Source organism: Acidovorax sp. GW458-11-26-14-TSB4 (assembly GCF_059423865.1).
In genome coordinates, this window is sequence record NZ_JBWKYR010000001.1 from 219954 (window position 1) to 236227 (window position 16274).

A 16274-nucleotide genomic window follows, 5' to 3' on the forward strand; every position below is an offset into this window, starting at 1 on the left:
TTGGTGAATCGGCAGTCCTAGAATTTTTTCCATGCACTCGAATGACGACACGCCGATGACCAACCCCCTCACCGCCGGGTTCCTGGACGCGCTGGCCGATGCGACCAGCACCGACGACGCGCTGCGCCAAATCAACCGCTGCCGCCTGCAGATCGCTCCGGGCAGCATCTTCAGCATCCAGCAGAACGTGACCACCGCGCGCGACGGCAGCGACCAGATCCTGCTGCGCCGTTTCTATTCCTCCGAGGGCGCCACCTTTCCCATCAACGGCGCCAAGCGCAAGACGCTGACGCCCTGGACGGACTGCCTGTTTCTGCAGGGCCAGGTCTTCATTGGCGAGGGCGAAGCGGTGCTCGCGCAGCACTTCGACGATTTCGCGCAGATGCGCCCCTACGGCCTTTGCAGCGTCGTCAACGTTCCGCTGATGCAGGGCCGCTTGTGCTACGCCACCGTCAACGTCTTCGGCACCCGCGACCACTGGCGGCCCGAGGAAGTGCTGGGCCTGCGCCTGCTGGCGCTGGCCGCCGCGCGCTGGGTGCCCGCCGTGCCCGGGCTCGCCTACCGCTTCACGGGCGCCGCCGCCCCCACAAACACCCCGAAGGAACAGGAGATGCCATGCCAGTGAGCGCCTTGCACCACTTCACGATCCGCTGTGCGCCCGAGGAGCTGCCGCAGCTGGTCGACTTCTACGTGCGCGTGATGCGCCTGACCGTCGGGGCGCGGCCGGAGATCCCTGCGCCCGGCGCCTGGCTGTATGCCGATGGGCAGCCCATCGTGCACCTCTATGCCCACCTGGCAACGCCCGATGCGCCCGCGCAGCCCGCCACGGGCCATGTGGACCACATCTCGTTCCGCTCGCATGGCCTGGCCGAAGTGCGGGAGCACCTGCGCAGCCACGGCATTGCGTTTGAGGAAGCGCCCATCCCCGGCTGGGCCATCCACCAGCTGTTCTTCAAGGACCCGCGCGGCCTGAAGATCGAGATGACGTTCTGGATGGACCGGGAAACAGGGGGCGCGGCATGAGCATCCGGTTCGTGGAGGCGGGGAGTGTGCGCACGGCGTTCGACCTGCAGGGCGAAGGCCCGCCGCTGGTTTTGATGCACGGCGCCGAAGCCTCGCGCCAGATGTTCACCGCACTGGTGCCACTGCTGGCCCGGCACTTCACCGTGATCGCCTACGACCAGCGCGACTGCGGCGAAACCCAAGGGCCCGAGGGCCCATCGACGCTCGCCGATCTGGCAGGCGACGCGCAGCAGCTCATCCAGGCACTGGGCTTCAAGCGCGCCCATGTGTTCGGCTCCTCCTTCGGGGGCCGGGTGGCGCAGGCGCTGGCGCTGCTGCACCCGCGCTCGGTCGATCACCTGGTGCTGGGCAGCACCTGGCCGCTGCCCCGGCCTTACGCGGAACTGTGCCCGGACGCCGAACGCCTGGACGCACTGCGGCGCGGCCTGCCTGCCACCGCCGAGGAGCTGGCCACCTGGTTCTTCCCCGAGGCCTTTCTCGCAGAGCGCCCCGAGCTGCGGCGCGTGTTCGCCACCGCCCGACCGGCGTCGGAGCGCTCGGCCAGGCGCATGGCCACCGTACAGACGCTGGTGGGGCAGGGCGTGGCCGACATCGTCGCCCCCACGCTGGTGCTGGCCGGCGAGCTCGACCGCGTGGTGCCACCCAGCGTGACCCTGGCGATGGCGGGCCGCATCCGCGGCGCGGAGGCGGTGATGCTGCCCGCCATAGGCCATGTCACCGCGGTGCAGGCACCCGAGGTGCTGGCGCACCACATCGTCCGTTTCCTGCAACCCCAAGGAGCCAAGCCATGAGCACCACCACCGCCGAGCGCCCGCGCGGGCGCGCCGACTACATCCGCTTCGAGGGGCTGTCCAAGCACTTTGGCGATGGCGACACGGGCGTGCTCGCGCTCAAGGACATCGATTGCTGCATCGAAGAAGGCAGCTTCGTGACCATCGTCGGCCCGAGCGGCTGCGGCAAGAGCACGCTGCTGCGCATCCTCGCGGGCCTGCTCGACTACAGCACTGGCCGCGTGCTGCTCGACGGCCAGCCCATACGCGGCACGCGGCGCGACGTGGGCGTGGTGTTCCAGGGCTCCATCCTGCTGCCCTGGCGCAGCATCCTCGACAACGTAATGCTGCCCGCCGAGGTGCTGGGCCTGCCCCTGAAGCCGGCGCGCGAGCGCGCCATGGAGCTGCTGCACATGGTGCGGCTCGATGGCTTCGAGCACAAGCTGCCGCGCCAGCTCAGCGGCGGCATGCAGCAGCGCGCCTCCATCGCCCGGGCGCTGCTGCACGACCCCAAGTTCCTGCTGATGGACGAGCCCTTCGGCGCCCTGGACGCCATGACGCGCGAGCGCATGAACGAGGAGCTGCAGCGCATCTGGATGGAAAGCGGCAAGACCGTGGTGCTGATCACCCACTCCATCCCCGAGGCCGTGTTCCTGGGCGACAAGGTGTTCGTGATGTCGCCCCGCCCCGGCACGCTGGAGCGGGTGCTGCCCATCGACCTGCCGCGCCCGCGCTCCATGGACGTGATGTCGCACCCGGCCTTCGCTGCGGCATCCGCGTCGATCCGCGAGCGGTTCTCGCACGCCGCTTCGTTCGACTGACACCGGCAAAAGAAAGAGTCCCCCATGACCACCGCCATGCTCCAAGACACCGATCCCATTGCACCGCCCCAGGGCGCCAACCCGCAGCCAGCGGCCATGGAGCGCAAGCGGCGCCCCCACCCGCTTGCCTCGACGCGGGTGCAGTCCATCCTGCTGCTCATCACGCTGCTGGGCTCGTGGGAGGCCGCGGTGCGGCTCCTGAAGGTGCCCAGGCACCTGGTGCCGCCGGTCAGCGATATCGCGCTGGCCCTGTGGCGCGGCCTGGCGACCCACCCGCTTGCCAAGGACGGCTTCTGGTACCACGGCGGCGTGACGGTGAGCGAGATCCTGCTGGGCTTTCTCATCGGCAGCGGCGTGGGCCTGGCCATCGGCATCGTGGTGTCGCAGATGCCCCGGGTCGAGGCACTGCTCGATCCCTACGTGGCCGCGCTGCAGAGCGTGCCCAAGGTGGCCATCGCGCCCATCATCGTGGTCTGGCTGGGCTTTGGCATCAGCTCCAAGGTGGTGATCATCTGCCTGCTCACCTTCTTTCCGGTGCTGGTGACCAGCATCGCCGGCTTCAAGGCGGTGGACCCGGACCGCATCGACCTGCTGCGCTCGCTCTCGGCCACGCCCTGGCAGATCTTCCGCAAGGCCAAGTTCCCGAGCGCCATGCCCTACATCTTCGCGGGGCTGAACATGGCCGCGGCCTTCAGCGTGGTCGGCGCGGTGGTCGGCGAGTTCGTCGGCGCCCAGGCCGGGCTGGGCGTGCTCATCCTGCAGATGGAGGCCCAGGCCGACAGCGGCGGCAGCTTTGCGGTGTGCGTGGTGCTGTCGGTCATCGGCATCGTGCTGACCGGCCTGTTGCGCCGCATCGAGCGCCGGGTGCTGCACTGGATGCCGGCCGATACCTCCCAGCGCGCGGTGAATACCTGACCGCCTGCCCCCATTCTTTGTGAAGGAGTGAACACCATGGTGACGCGACGTGACTTCGGCCGGGGCCTGGGTGCCCTGGGTTTCGCTGCCGGCCTGCCGGCGCTGGCGCAGAGTGTGCGCATGATGAAGGTGGCCAACACCGCCGCGGTGAACGACCCGCAGCAGTGCTTCTGCACCGCGGGCCAGCACCCCAGGCTCAACTTCTACAAGCCGAACGGCGTGGACGTGGAATACGTCAACATGTCGAGCATGACGCAGGCGTTGCAGAGCCTGCGCGCCGGGCACGTGGACTTCGGGCCGGCGGTACCGGGCATCCTGCTGCCGGCCATGGCCAAGGACCCGTCGCTCGACCTGGTGAGCGTCTACAAATGGCTGCCGCGCAACGGCAACGTGATCGTGGTCAAGCCCGGCAGCCCGATCCGCTCGGCCGCCGACCTGGCGGGCAAGCGCATCGGCGTGCGCAGCCAGGGCGACACCGGCATCGTCATCACACGGGCCATGCTGGCCGAGCTCGGCCTCAAGGACGACCAGTGCGAGTACATCGCCATCGGCGACGGTGCGCCGGCCGGCGCTGCCATCGACAACGACCGGGTGGACGCGATGGTGGCCTTCGACACCGCTGCCGCACGCATCGAGCTGGTGGGCACGAAGCTGCGCTATGTGCCGCTCACGCCGAAGTTCGCACAGATCGGCTCGGGCTGGCTGTGCGTGCCGCGCAAGCTGCTCAAGGAGCAGCGCAAGGCCCTGGTGGCCCTGTTCCAGGGTGTGGCGAAGTCCACCATCTTCTCCAACGCCAACATCGAAGCGGCCATCGACGCCCACTGGGCGGTATACCCCGAAAGCCGGCCCAAGGGCCGCAGCGAGGACGAGGCGCGCAAGGAGCTGGCCTTCATCCTCAAGGACCGCAAGACCAGCTGGATGCGCCGGCCCGACGACCCGGACCAGCGCATGGGCGCCTCGTCCTTGGCCGAATGGAAGGCCAACATCGAGATGGCCGCCGAAAGCAGCAAGAACCCCAAGCTCGCCGAGGAGCTGGGTGACCCGAACCGCCTGTTCACCAACGAGCTGATCGACGACATCAACGCCTTCGACAAGCAGGCGGTGGTGCAGATGGCCCGGACCTTCAAGGCCTGAGCCTTGCCATCCCAGAGGAGTTGCCCCATGGACGTTCTCATTTCCGGTGCCAGCATGGCCGGCCTGTCGGCCGCCTGGTGGTTCGCACACCACGGCCACCGCGTCACCGTGGTCGAGCGCTCCGAGGGCCTGCGGCCCGGTGGCGCCCCCATCGACGTGCGCGGGCGGGCGCTCGCAACCGCGCAGCGCATGGGCCTGCTCGCGCAGATCGAGGCCGAGAAGGTGCGCCTGCTGGAACCTTCGCCCGTGCTCGACGGCACAGGTACGCAGGTCGCCACCCTGGACCTGCGCTGGTTCGCCAACGAGACCGACGAGGACATCGAGATCACGCGCGACCGCCTCAACCGCATCCTGCGCGAGGCCGTTCCGCCTGGCGTGGAGTTCCGCTTCCAGGCCTCCATCGCCTCGCTCGCCGACAGTGCGCAGGGCGTGGACATCGGGTTTGCGGACGGCCGGCAGGCACGCTACGACCTGGTGGTCGGTGCCGATGGCCTGCACTCCAGCGTGCGCCGGCTCGCCTTTGGCCCCGAGGCCGACTACGTGCGCCACTTCGGCCACTACGTCGCGCTGGTCGACCTGCCCGCGGGCCAGGACTGGCATCGCGCCATGCTCAACGTGCCCGGCCTCACGGTCGCGGTGCGCGATGCAGGCGATGGCCCGCAGGCCATGGTGCTGGCCGCCAGCCCCGTGATCGAATACGACTACCGCGACCCGGCGGCGCAGCGGCGCCTGCTCGACCAGTTTTTGGCGCGCGTCGATGCCTGGCAGGTGCCCGCCATCCGCGCCGCCTTCTCCGACCCAGCAGCCCAGGGTTTCTACTTCGACTCGGTCAGCCAGACCCACATGCCGCAATGGATCAAAGGCCATGTCGCGCTGATCGGCGACGCGGCCCATTGCGCCGCGCTGCTCTCGGGCATGGGCACGACCCTCGCCATGGTGTCCGCCGAGACCCTGGCCACCGCCTGGACCGCACATGGCGGCGACATGCAGGCCACGGCGGCGGCCCATGACGCCAGCCTGCGCCCCTACGTGCAGCAGTGCCAGGCCTTCGCCAGCCAGGGCGCTCCCATCATGGTGCCTGCAACGCAGCAGGCGCTGGACGAGCGCAACGCCATGTTCCGCGCCACGGCAGCACGATTCGCGCCATGATCCGGGCCGGCACGGGTGGTAAGCTTTCGCCGCCCATGCCAAGCCCCGACTTCGACGACATCCACCCCGATGAGGCCCTGCGCCGCTGGCGCCTGATCCTGGGCCGCTATGCCGCGCAGCCGCTGTCGCATGCGCAGTTCGATGCGGGCGACTGGAAGCTCGACCAGGCGCTCGAATACCTCTATGGCCGCGAATACGAGGGCCGGGGCCTGGCCCGCCCGGCGGGCGGCGGTGCCGGCTCGCTCGACCCGAGCCAACTGCGCGCCATCGACTGGCTCAACCGCTCGCGCGAACTCTTTCCGCAGGAGGTCTTCGAGCGCATGCAAACGCAGGCCATCGACCGCTACCAGCTCACCGACCTGCTCAAGGACCCGGCCGTGCTGCGCTCCATGGACCCCACGCCCGGCCTGGCCAAAGCCTTGCTGGGCATGCGCGGGCGCCTGTCGGGCGCCATGCGCGACGCCGTGCGCGAGGTGATCCAGAAAACGGTGGACGAGATCACCCGGCGCCTGAAAAACGACTTCGTCAATGCCCTGGTCGGGCGGCGCAATCGCCAGCGGCGCTCGCTGGTCAAGAACGCGCAGAACTTCGATGCGCGCGCCACCATCGCGGCCAACCTCAAGAACTACAGCGCCGAGCGGCGCCAGCTGGTCATCCAGCGCCCGCTGTTCAATGCCCGCGTCAAGCGCAACCTGCCCTGGGACGTGGTGCTGTGCGTGGACCAGAGCGGCTCGATGATGGACTCGGTGATCTACAGCGCCGTGATCGCCGGCATCATGAGCTCGCTGCCCGCGGTGCGCGTGAAGCTTGTGGTGTTCGACACCAGCGTGGTCGACCTCACGCACCTGGCGCACGACCCGGTGGAGGTGCTGCTCACGGTGCAGCTGGGCGGCGGCACCGACATCGGCCGCGCCGTGCACTACTGCGAATCGCTGATCGCCAACCCGCAGCGCACCGTGTTCACGCTGATCAGCGACTTCGAGGAGGGCGCCGCCCCCGGCCCGCTGCTGTCGGCCGTGGCGCGCATGGCCGAGGCGCGTGTGAAGCTGCTGGGCCTGGCCGCTCTCGACGAGGGTGCCAACCCGGTCTATGACCGCCAGATGGCCCAGCGCCTGGCCAACAAGGGCATGCATGTGGCAGCGCTCACGCCCACCCACTTCGCCCAGTGGCTGGCCGAGGTCATGGAGTGAAATGAAGCACCCCCTGAGTCGCTGCGCGCCTTCCCCCTCTCTCGACTCTCTGCGCGAGTCGGGAGGGGGACGCTCCCAGCGCGGCGGGGCGGCCCTTGCGCGGGAGCACTGGCTTTGGCCGCGCCAGTTTCAAAGACTGCGAGCCACGCAAAACGCACTGGACAAACGACATGCCGGCTTGGTTTGAGAGCTACCGCGCCTATGACGACGACACCCTCACGGCCCTGGCCAATGCGGGCCTGCTGCGCCGCGCTGCCAAGGATGTAGAGGCGGGCAAGGTGCAGTGGGCAGAGCAGGGCGCCGATGGCGGCGTGGTCGAGGCCGATGGCCAGCGCGTTCAGCTCGACGCCCGGGGCCCGCAGAAGGCGCAGTGCGACTGCCCGGCGCCCGGCATCTGCAAGCACATCCTGGGGGCGGCGCTGTGGCTGCGGGCGCTGGAGCCTGGCGCGGCCACCGCTGAAGCACCTGCGGCCCCTGGCGCCGAGGCAGATGCACAGTCGCCCACTGCGGTTGCCCCCAGCGCCGATCCACTGGCCGAGGTGCGCGCCCTGCAAGGCCCCGCGCTGTTCAGGCAGGCCGGCGTGGCCGCCATGCGCCGCGCGGTGCAGGCGCTGCCCTGCGGCATCGAGTGGAGCGTGCAGGGCGGCACGCTGGTGATGGAACTGCCGGCGTTGAATGCGACCTGCCGCTATGTGGCGGGAGCCGGCTACGAGGGCATGGTGTCCGAAGTGCCGGCGCGCGAGCGCAAGGCCGTGCACCTGATCGCACTGGCGGCCCTGCGCGAGGCGCTGGGCGAGCCGCTGGCTTGGCCCGAGGGCATGGCCCCTGCCGCTGCAGCAGGGCCGGCCACCACCGCACTGGGCGAGCGCGAGCGTGCCTTCCTGGTCCAGGTGGAGGCCATGCTGCACGAGCTGCTCACCGGCGGCCTGTCGCATGTGAGCGAGCAGGCCTCGGCACGGCTGCTGGCGCTGAACATGTCGGCGCGCGGCGAAGGCCTGCCGCGCCTGGCCGCGCTGCTGCGCAATCTGGGCGGCATGGTCGATGGACTGGTGCGCCGCGACCACCGGATGCAGGAGCGCGATGCGCTGGCGCTGATGTCCAGCATCCAGGCGCTGTGCGATGCCCTGCGCGCACCGGCCAGCGACGGTGCGCAAGCAGCAGAGCGCACAGCCGCCCTGCGCGGCCGGCTGCGCCGCGCCTTCGACGAGACCACGGCACTGGAACTGCTGCCCCTGGGTGGCCACTGGTGGCAGACCTTGGGCGGCGCACGCGGCCTCACGCTGGCCTTCTGGGACCTGGCCGGCCAGCGCCTGCTGCAGGCCGCGCTGGCGCGCCCCGACGGCAGCGACACGGGGTTCACACGCCACAGCGCCTGGAACATCCACGCGGTCTGGCCCGGTGTGGGCGCCGCGCAGTCGCTGTGCCAGGCGCCGCTGCGGCTGGAGAACCCCCGCCTGGCCGACGACGACCGGCTGGCGCTGGCGGGCACGGCCCGTGCGCAGGCCCTGGCGCCCTGGCAGGCGGGCGACGCACGCCTGCAGGCCATCGGCTGCGGCCGCTGGGCCGATCTCACGGCGCGGCTGAGCGAGGCCTCGGGCCTCTCGGGCGACGGGGCCGAACTGGCACTGCTGCGCCCCCAGGCCACGCGCGCCCCGGTGCTCGACGAAGCCCACCAGCAACTGCTCTGGCCCGTGCAGGACAGCGATGGCCTGTGGCTGCACCTGACGGTCCCCGTGGGCGATGCCAGCATGCAGCGCGTGGACAACCTGGACCGGCTGGCCGCCCGCGGCGCCCCCGTGCATGCGGTGCTGGTGCGCGTGGAGCGCACGCCGTCCGCCACGCTGCTGGTGCCCCTGTCCCTGCTCAGCAGCGATGCCAAGGGGCTGGTCCAGGCCGTTTCGCTGGACTACGCCAACGAGGCCGCGCGCCCCACCTCGCTGGCCCAGCGCATCCTGCGCATGGTGCAGTGGCGCAAGGAGCAGGCGGCCGCCCCGGCCGCAAGCCGGCCCACACGCGCCCAGCGCCTGCTGGGGCCGGTGCTCGACGTGCTGGAGACCCAGGCCGCCACGGGCCGCATGCCGCTCACCGCGCCGCAGGCCGAACGGCTGGACGCGGCCCTGGGGCCCATCCGCTCCGTGGGTCTGCACACGGTGGCTGCGGCCCTGCAGGCCCACCTGCGCGCACCGCAGCCGGCGGGTGCGCTGCGCTTGCAGCAGCTGTGCCAGCGCACGGTGGAGCTCGACGGCCTGCCGTCCATCGCCGGCTGACCCGGCGGATCGTTACAAGCCATTACCTTGAAAGCGGGCAAATTGCACGCCGGCGCGGCCTGGCGCCACGGTGGCGCCATGGCGCGCTGACAAAATGCGGGGCTCTATTCAGACCACAGGGGATCGTGCATGGGACTGCTGGACAAGATCGTGGGGGCGGTGACGGGCCGCTCGGGCAATGATGGCAATGGACTGAGCACCGCGCAGAACAACCTGCTGCGCCAGGCCATGGAGCCGCTGGACAAGGCGGCGCAGGGCCTGACGGACAAGGCCCTGGCCTTTGTGACCGACGGCACCCACGAAGCCGTGCTGCTGGAGCTGCAGGCCCCCCACGCCATCGAGCCCGGCCAGCTGCTCGGCGCGCCCGGCCGGCTGCGCTGGGGCTTCAACCTGTACAACGACAAACCCCTGGAGGCCGCGGGCAAGAAGAGCCTGGCCGGCCGCTCCGGGTTCTATGCCAGCGTGCCCGCCGACAAGCCGCCGCTGGCCCTGCTGGTGCGCCTGGGCAAGCTGCTGGCCGCGGCCGATGCCGGCAAGTCGCTCGAGCACCCCGGCGCGCCCGTGCCCGACTGGCTGCAGTACCTGGTCAACGATGCCCTCCACGCCAGCTTCAAGGAGGGCAACAGCAGCAAGCTCGAGCTGGGCAAGGAGCGCGCCGCCTGGACGGTCGATCTCGTCGCCCGCCTGCTGGCCGAGGAGGGGCTGGACGAGACCCTGGCGCTGCAGCTGGTGTTCGAGCGCAAGGGCCTGGACAGCTACTACCACGACCGGCTGGGCGCCCTGGTCAAATCCCCCGCCCTGGCTGCGTACATGCAGTCGCACCCGGACGCGGTGAAAGCCTTGCCGCAGCAGCTCTCCGCCTCGGGCCGGGTGGTGCTGGCCTCGCGCCTCGGGCCGGACAAGGAATTGCGTGCCACCTTTGCGCCGCTGCTGGTGGCCCTGGCGGCCGATGGCAGCAAGACCGTGCGCGCCGAGGCCGTGCCCCACCTTGAAGGCATTGCCGAGGCGGATCGCCTGCGCCTGCTGGCTGCCCTGCTGGGCGAAGGGGACACCAGCCAGCGCAGCCAGGCCGCCGAGCTGCTGGCGCGCCTGCCCGCCGAGGCCACGCGCGGCCTGCTCGAGACCGCCCTGGCCAGCGAGACCAGCAAGCCCGTGCAGCAGGCGATCCGGGCCGCCCTCAACCGCATCGATGCCGCAGGCGGGGCCCAGGAGCAGGACCTGCCCGAACCCCCGCCCTGGACGCCGTTCGCCGACAACCCGCTGGGCCAGGACGCGCTGGACCTGCTGATGGCCAACCGCACCGAGGTGATCGAGCGCGCGCGCCGCGCCGCCGAAGAAGAGGCCGAGGAGAACAAGACGCAGAAGCACAAGTACACCTGGCGCCAGAAGAGCTATGCCAACCTGTCCAAACTGACCGAGGACGACATGCGCCAGGCGCTGGCCCTGCTCAACGGCCAGCTCGACAGGAAGCAGATGGAGAAGCTGCGCAACAGCGAGGTGGCCCAGGCCGTGACGCATGGCAACCGGCTGTTCGCGCTGCCGTCCTTCGGTCCCTCGCACCTGGTCCGCTGGCTGGGCGTGTCGCGCTACAGCCGCAGCTTCTGGTTCGACGATGGCTTCCACAAATGGCTGGCCGGCCAGCCGCAGGGCAGCGTCGACCTGCGCGCCCTGGCCGACCTGCTCAAGCGCTCGGGCACGCCGCTGATCGAGGTGGCGCGCACGGCCCTGTTCGACTACTGGAACACGCCCAGCGCCACCGACCTGCTGCCGCCAGAGCGCGTGTGGCCCTTCTTCGCCGAGCACCCCGAGTTCCTCGACCAGGCCCTGGGCCTGGCAGCGCAGCAGAACAACGGCGACCGCTATGCGAGCACGCTGGAGCTCGGGCCCGCGCTGCGCACCCTGGCCACCTTCCCGACCATCCCGGCCCGCTGGCTGCCGCGCGTGATGGAACTGGCCCTGGGCGAAGGCAAGACGCACCGGCCCATGGCGCAAAAGGCCTTGTCCACGCTGCCCGGCATCGGCCGCCAGGTGGTGGAATCGCTCACCCACACCAAGAGCGAGGTGCGCATCGAGGCCGCCAACTGGCTGGCCGAACTGCAATACGCCGACGCCGTTCCTGCCCTGACCAAAGCGCTCGAAAAGGAAAGCCGCGAGACCGTGCGTGCCGCCTTCCTCACCGCACTGGAGCGCCTGGGCGAGGACATCTCGCCACGCCTGGCGCCCGCCATCCTGCTGGCCGAGGCGAAGAAGGGCCTCAAGGCCAAGCCGCCCGCGGGCCTGGCCTGGTTTGCCATGGATGCGCTGCCGGCAGCGCGCTGGGCCGACGGCACGGCCGTGGAGCCCGAGGTGCTGCGCTGGTGGGTGGTACTGGCCTGCAAGCTCAAGGAGCCCGGCGGCAACGCCCTGCTCACGCGCTACATGGGCCTGCTCGATGCCGCGAGCCGCCAGGCCCTGGGCAGCAGCGTGCTGCGCCAGTTCATCGCCCAGGACACGCGCCACCCGCCGCTGGAAGAGGGCATTGCCTACGCCAAGGCGCATGCGCCGCAGCGCTACCAGTCCTACCAGAAGGGCTGGCAGAACGCCAAGCCCGAGTACCGCCAGTACTACGAGGCCGACTATGCCAAGTCGGAGGAGCAGGTGTTCGAGGAATGCAAGCGCGAGAAGATGTCCGAGTACCTGGGCAGTGCCATCGGCGAGAAGGGCATCCTGGCCCTGGCCGCCTTTGCGCCCGGCCACGAGATCGTGACCCTGCTGCAGCAGTACATGCGCGACCACTACCAGCGCCGCTCGCAGATCGAGGCCATGCTCGAAGGCGTGGCCCCGGGCAACGACCCGGTGGTGATCCAGCTGATGCTGGGCCTGTCGCGCCGCTACCGCACGGCCTCGGTGCAGACCAAGGCGCGCGGCCTGGTGCAGGAGATTGCCGACCGCAACGGCTGGACGCAGGACCAACTGGCCGACCGCACCATTCCCACGGCCGGACTGGACGATACCGGCACCCTGGCGCTGCCCTATGGCGACCGCATCTTCACCATGGTGCTCGACGCCGCCATGAAGCCCGAGCTGCGCAACCCTGAAGGCAAGGCCATCAAGGCCCTGCCCGAGCCACGCCAGAACGACGACCCGGCGCAGACCAAGGAGACCAAGGCGCTGCTGTCCACGAGCAAGAAGGAGCTCAAGCAGGTCATCGACCTGCAGACCGCGCGCCTGTTCGAGGCCATGTGCACGGGCCGCCTGTGGCCGGTGGCCGAGTGGCGCGAGTACCTGCACCGCCACCCGGTGGCCGGCCGGCTGGTGCAGCGCCTGGTGTGGCTGGAGGTGGACGCCGAGGGCACGGCGCTGCAGAGCTTTCGACCCACCGAGGATGGCAGCCTGATCAACACCGAGGACGACGAGGTGGAGCTCAGCGAGGGCGCCCAGGTGCGCCTGGCCCATGCCTCTCTGGTCGATGCGGCCACGGCCGGGGCCTGGACCAAGCACTTCAAGGATTACAAGCTGGCCCCGCTGTTCCCGCAGATGTCGCGCCAGTCACCCGCACTCTCCTTCACCGACGACAAGGGCCTGCCCGTCACGGAGATCAAGGACCGCCAGGGCTGGGTCAGCGACAGCTTCACGCTGCGCGGGGCCTTCACCAAGCTCGGCTACCAGCGTGCGCAGGCCGAGGACGGCGGCTTCTTCTACGAATACACCAAGGACTTCGCGAGCGTGGGCGTGCGCGTGTCCATCAAGTTCTCGGGCAACACCCTACCCGAGGAGAACGTGGCCGCCGCGCTCAAGACCCTGAGTTTCGAGAACAGCCGCTCGCGCAGCTGGAGCGACAACGCGCTGCCGCTGGCCAGTGTGCCGCCCGTGCTGCTGGCCGAGGCCTACGCCGACTACCTGGCGATCGCGCAGGCCTGCACCGGTTTCGACGCCGATTGGGAAAAGAAGATGCCCTGGTGAGGCGCGCGCGAGGCCTTTGTCGGGGCCTCGCAGCCCGAATTCAAGCCGTAACTGTTTGAATCGAGCGACGAAACCGGAAGGAATTCACGTTTTTTTGGTGAGGTCTCTCCATTCTCACAATTTGCGACATCTTGCGGGCCCGACTGCCGCGATGATCCAGCCCTCGCAGCCCGAAACAGCCCATGAGCTGGCGGGTTTTCAGTGAATGTGAATGATTGAGGGAGGTATTCTCATGCCGGGTTTTGTCCGAAAGATTCTGATTTTCATCACGGGCTACGCATGGCTCATCCTGCTGGCAGGCCCAGGCCTGGCCGGCCTGGCCATCTGGAGTAGCTGGAAGGCCGACGGCGACCACGCCTACACCGCGCGCGACCAGCTGCAGACGGTGGCCGGCAAGGTCACCGGTGCCAGCGAGGTGACGGTCAAGCGCAAGCGCCGCTCCACCAAGCAGTACTACGAGATCACCGTGGCGCCCGATGCCGGCGGCGAGGCCCGCAAACTGCGCATCGCGCACAGCACGCCCAAGGACATCGTGCAGGACATCATCGACGAAAAGATCACGGCCCTGTACGACAGCGGCGACAGCGACATCGTCTATGAGGTGGTGACCGGCGGCAAGGCCGTCATCAGCTACGAAGACACGCGCAAGCGCATGCAGGCCGAGGCCGCTTCGACGGCCCAGTCCTTCAGCGGCGCCGGCATCTGGATCCTGGCCGTCATCCTGACCCTGGTGGGCGCCGGCGGCGTGTGGTCCAACCGCAGGCTGCGCCGCGCCGACGAACTGGCCGCCGCCTGATTCAGATACCCAGAGAGAGAGAGGCAGGGGGTGGCCCACAAGGCCGCCCCCTGTGTGAGAAGTAGCAACCACCACCGAGGAGTATCCTTGTGAATACCAATGTCCTGACCCCTGAAGACCCGTCCGGCGCCCCCATGGAGCGGCGCGAGTTCATCGTCTCCACCTACAAGCACCTGGGCGCGGCCATCCTGGCCTTCGTCGTGCTGTCGGCGGTGCTGATGCTGAGCGGCTTTTCCAACACCACCGCCAAGATGCTGATGGCCAGCGGCAACAAGTTCATCTGGCTGGGCGTGATGGGCGCCTTCATGCTGGTGGGCTGGCTGGCCTCGTACCTGGCCGACAACGCCGAGAAGCCCCAGACCCAGCTCATGGGCCTCGGGATCTACGTGCTGGCCGAAGGCCTGATCTTCGCGCCCCTGTTCGGCATCGCGCAGATCGTGGCGCCCGGCGCCATTGGCGCGGCAGGCTTCATCACGCTATTGATGGTGGCGGCCCTGACCTGGACGGCCTTCACCAGCAAGTCCGATTTCTCGTTCCTGGGCGGCATTCTCAAGGTGGGTGGCCTGGTGGCTCTGGGCACCATCGTGGCCGGCGCCATCTTCGGCTTCAAGCTCGGCATCTGGTTCTCGGGCATCATGGTGCTGTTCGCCGGTGCCTGCGTGCTGTACGACACCTCGCGCATCATCCACGACTACCCGACCGACCGCCCCGCCGGTGCCGCGCTGCACCTGTTCGCGTCGATCGCGCTGATGCTCTGGTACGTGCTGCGCATCCTGATCAGCCTGGCGTCGAGCGACGACTGACCGTGTACATGGTGTGCCCCATCCCAGGGTGGGGCGCTCAAAAAAACACCGGGGCATGCCCCGGTTTTTTTGTTTGCGCGTGCAGACCTTGCCGCGGCTTCAGTCCCCATCGCCACGCGCCGGTGCCGGGCGCGGCGGGTCGTTGCGTGCAACGATGCCGTCGTTGTTGGTGTCCAACCCCTTGAAGGTCCGGTCCGCGATGGCGGCATCCTCCGCGGGTGTGAAGCGGCCGTCGCTTGCGCGGTTGACGATGGAAAAGCGCACGTGCCAACACCGAGAGCGTGCCAAGCTGGTCCAAAATAGCTGCGATCGGCTTTTTCACCCTGCCCCAGCGGCGCCGTCCCTACCAACGCCACCATGAGCACCATTCCCCCTTCTGCCACCCAATCCGTGCGCCTGGCGCCCGAGCAGCGCTGGGCCGACGAACTGGCCCGCTTGGCCGCGGCCGACACCCATGCCCGGCCCCCGGGCTGGAAGCTCTCGCCGCGTGCGGTGCGCCAGTTCATCCTGGGCGATGCCAAGCTGCAGGTCACGCAGAAGTTCTTTGGCGACGACCCGCTGGTGGACCGCGCCATCGTCACCCTCATGGGCCACCAGGGCCTGATGCTCGTGGGCGAGCCGGGCACGGCCAAGTCGCTGCTGTCGGAACTGCTGGCGGCAGCCATCAGCGGTGATTCAGGCCTCACGGTGCAGGGCACGGCCGGCACCACCGAAGACCACATCAAGTACAGCTGGAACTACGCCCTGCTGCTGGCCGAGGGGCCGAGCCAGCGCGCGCTGGTACCGTCGCCGCTGTACCAGGCCATGCGCGCCGGCAAGCTGGTGCGCTTCGAGGAAATCACGCGCTGCCCGCCCGAGATCCAGGACGTGCTGATCTCGCTGATGAGCGACAAGCAGCTGATGGTCCCCGAACTCGGCGACGACGCACGGCTGTTCGCCCAGCGCGGCTTCAATATCATCGCCACGGCCAACCTGCGCGACCGGGGCGTGCACGAGATGTCGTCGGCCTTGAAGCGCCGCTTCAACTTCGAGACCGTGCGCCCGATCCGCGACCACCAGTTCGAAGTGGACTTGGTGATGGCCCAGCTCTCGCGCGAACTCGCCGGCAGCGAGGCCCCGGTCAACGTGCCGCGCGACGTGGTGTCGCTCCTGGTCACCACCTTCCAGGAACTGCGCGCCGGCCAGACCCAGGAGGGCACGGCCATCAAGGGGCTCGATGCCGTGATGTCCACCGCCGAGGCGGTGAATGTGGCCTATGCCGCCGCGCTGCAGGCGCGCCATTTCAACGGCGGCGAGCTGACCCCGCGCGAGATCGCGGGCCAGCTGCAGGGCGTGGTGCTCAAGGACAGTGCGGACGACGCCAAGCGTGTGCGCCACTACTTCGACACCGTGGTGCGCGAACGAGCGCGGCGTGACCCGCAGTGGAAGGCGTTCCACGACGCGGCCCGCTCGCTGTGGCAATAG

Annotated in this window: 14 protein-coding genes; 13 read left to right on the forward strand and 1 reads right to left on the reverse strand. The window is 69.3% G+C overall.

Features of this window, described 5'->3' with window-relative positions:
* Window positions 1–31: 31 nt before the first annotated feature.
* The 12 genes from AC07X5_RS01060 (at window position 32) to AC07X5_RS01115 (ending at window position 14810) form a co-directional block, all read left to right on the forward strand.
* Window positions 32–625 (forward strand): GAF domain-containing protein, encoded by a 594-nt coding sequence (locus AC07X5_RS01060; protein WP_494768717.1) that lies wholly within the window; start codon window positions 32–34, stop codon window positions 623–625.
* The gene (locus AC07X5_RS01065) at window positions 616–1023 is read left to right on the forward strand and encodes a VOC family protein (protein ID WP_494768718.1); all 408 of its coding nucleotides are present in this window, start codon (window positions 616–618) and stop codon (window positions 1021–1023) included. Before AC07X5_RS01060 ends, AC07X5_RS01065 begins: the two co-directional genes overlap by 10 nt.
* Complete coding sequence (locus AC07X5_RS01070) at window positions 1020–1814, forward strand: alpha/beta fold hydrolase (RefSeq protein ID WP_494768719.1); 795 nt, start codon at window positions 1020–1022, stop codon at window positions 1812–1814. The genes AC07X5_RS01065 and AC07X5_RS01070 overlap by 4 nt, the downstream gene beginning before the upstream one ends.
* Complete coding sequence (locus AC07X5_RS01075) at window positions 1811–2614, forward strand: ABC transporter ATP-binding protein (protein WP_494768720.1); 804 nt, start codon at window positions 1811–1813, stop codon at window positions 2612–2614. Before AC07X5_RS01070 ends, AC07X5_RS01075 begins: the two co-directional genes overlap by 4 nt.
* A 24-nt stretch (window positions 2615–2638) precedes the next feature.
* A complete protein-coding gene (locus AC07X5_RS01080; RefSeq protein WP_409956021.1) occupies window positions 2639–3529 on the forward strand; it encodes an ABC transporter permease in 891 nt (296 codons plus the stop codon).
* Between the two features lie 36 nt (window positions 3530–3565).
* Window positions 3566–4663 carry an ABC transporter substrate-binding protein gene (locus AC07X5_RS01085; RefSeq protein ID WP_494768721.1) on the forward strand — a complete coding sequence of 366 codons (1098 nt, stop codon included), beginning with the start codon at window positions 3566–3568 and terminating at the stop codon, window positions 4661–4663.
* Between the two features lie 27 nt (window positions 4664–4690).
* Window positions 4691–5812 carry an FAD-dependent monooxygenase gene (locus AC07X5_RS01090; RefSeq protein ID WP_494768722.1) on the forward strand — a complete coding sequence of 374 codons (1122 nt, stop codon included), beginning with the start codon at window positions 4691–4693 and terminating at the stop codon, window positions 5810–5812.
* Between the two features lie 35 nt (window positions 5813–5847).
* Entirely contained in the window at window positions 5848–7002 is a 1155-nt protein-coding gene (locus tag AC07X5_RS01095) for a VWA domain-containing protein (RefSeq protein WP_494768723.1), read from the forward strand.
* Between the two features lie 170 nt (window positions 7003–7172).
* Window positions 7173–9269, forward strand: a complete 2097-nt coding sequence (locus AC07X5_RS01100) for a YehQ family protein (RefSeq protein WP_494768724.1) — start codon at window positions 7173–7175, stop codon at window positions 9267–9269.
* Window positions 9270–9398: 129 nt separating this feature from the next.
* Window positions 9399–13211 (forward strand): DUF4132 domain-containing protein, encoded by a 3813-nt coding sequence (locus AC07X5_RS01105; RefSeq protein WP_494768725.1) that lies wholly within the window; start codon window positions 9399–9401, stop codon window positions 13209–13211.
* Window positions 13212–13443: 232 nt separating this feature from the next.
* Window positions 13444–14007, forward strand: coding sequence for a hypothetical protein (locus tag AC07X5_RS01110; RefSeq protein WP_409954620.1), 564 nt, complete (start codon window positions 13444–13446; stop codon window positions 14005–14007).
* Between the two features lie 89 nt (window positions 14008–14096).
* Window positions 14097–14810: a Bax inhibitor-1/YccA family protein gene (locus AC07X5_RS01115; protein ID WP_494768726.1), complete on the forward strand. Its 714-nt coding sequence runs from the start codon at window positions 14097–14099 to the stop codon at window positions 14808–14810.
* A gap of 99 nt (window positions 14811–14909) precedes the next feature.
* Here AC07X5_RS01115 and AC07X5_RS01120 read toward each other — a convergent pair whose 3' ends face one another.
* On the reverse strand, window positions 14910–15074 hold the full coding sequence (locus AC07X5_RS01120) for a hypothetical protein (RefSeq protein ID WP_494768727.1): 165 nt from the start codon (window positions 15072–15074) through the stop codon (window positions 14910–14912).
* Window positions 15075–15167: 93 nt separating this feature from the next.
* On the opposite strand from AC07X5_RS01120, the gene AC07X5_RS01125 reads away from it, so the two are divergent.
* Window positions 15168–16274, forward strand: coding sequence for an ATP-binding protein (locus tag AC07X5_RS01125; protein ID WP_494768728.1), 1107 nt, complete (start codon window positions 15168–15170; stop codon window positions 16272–16274).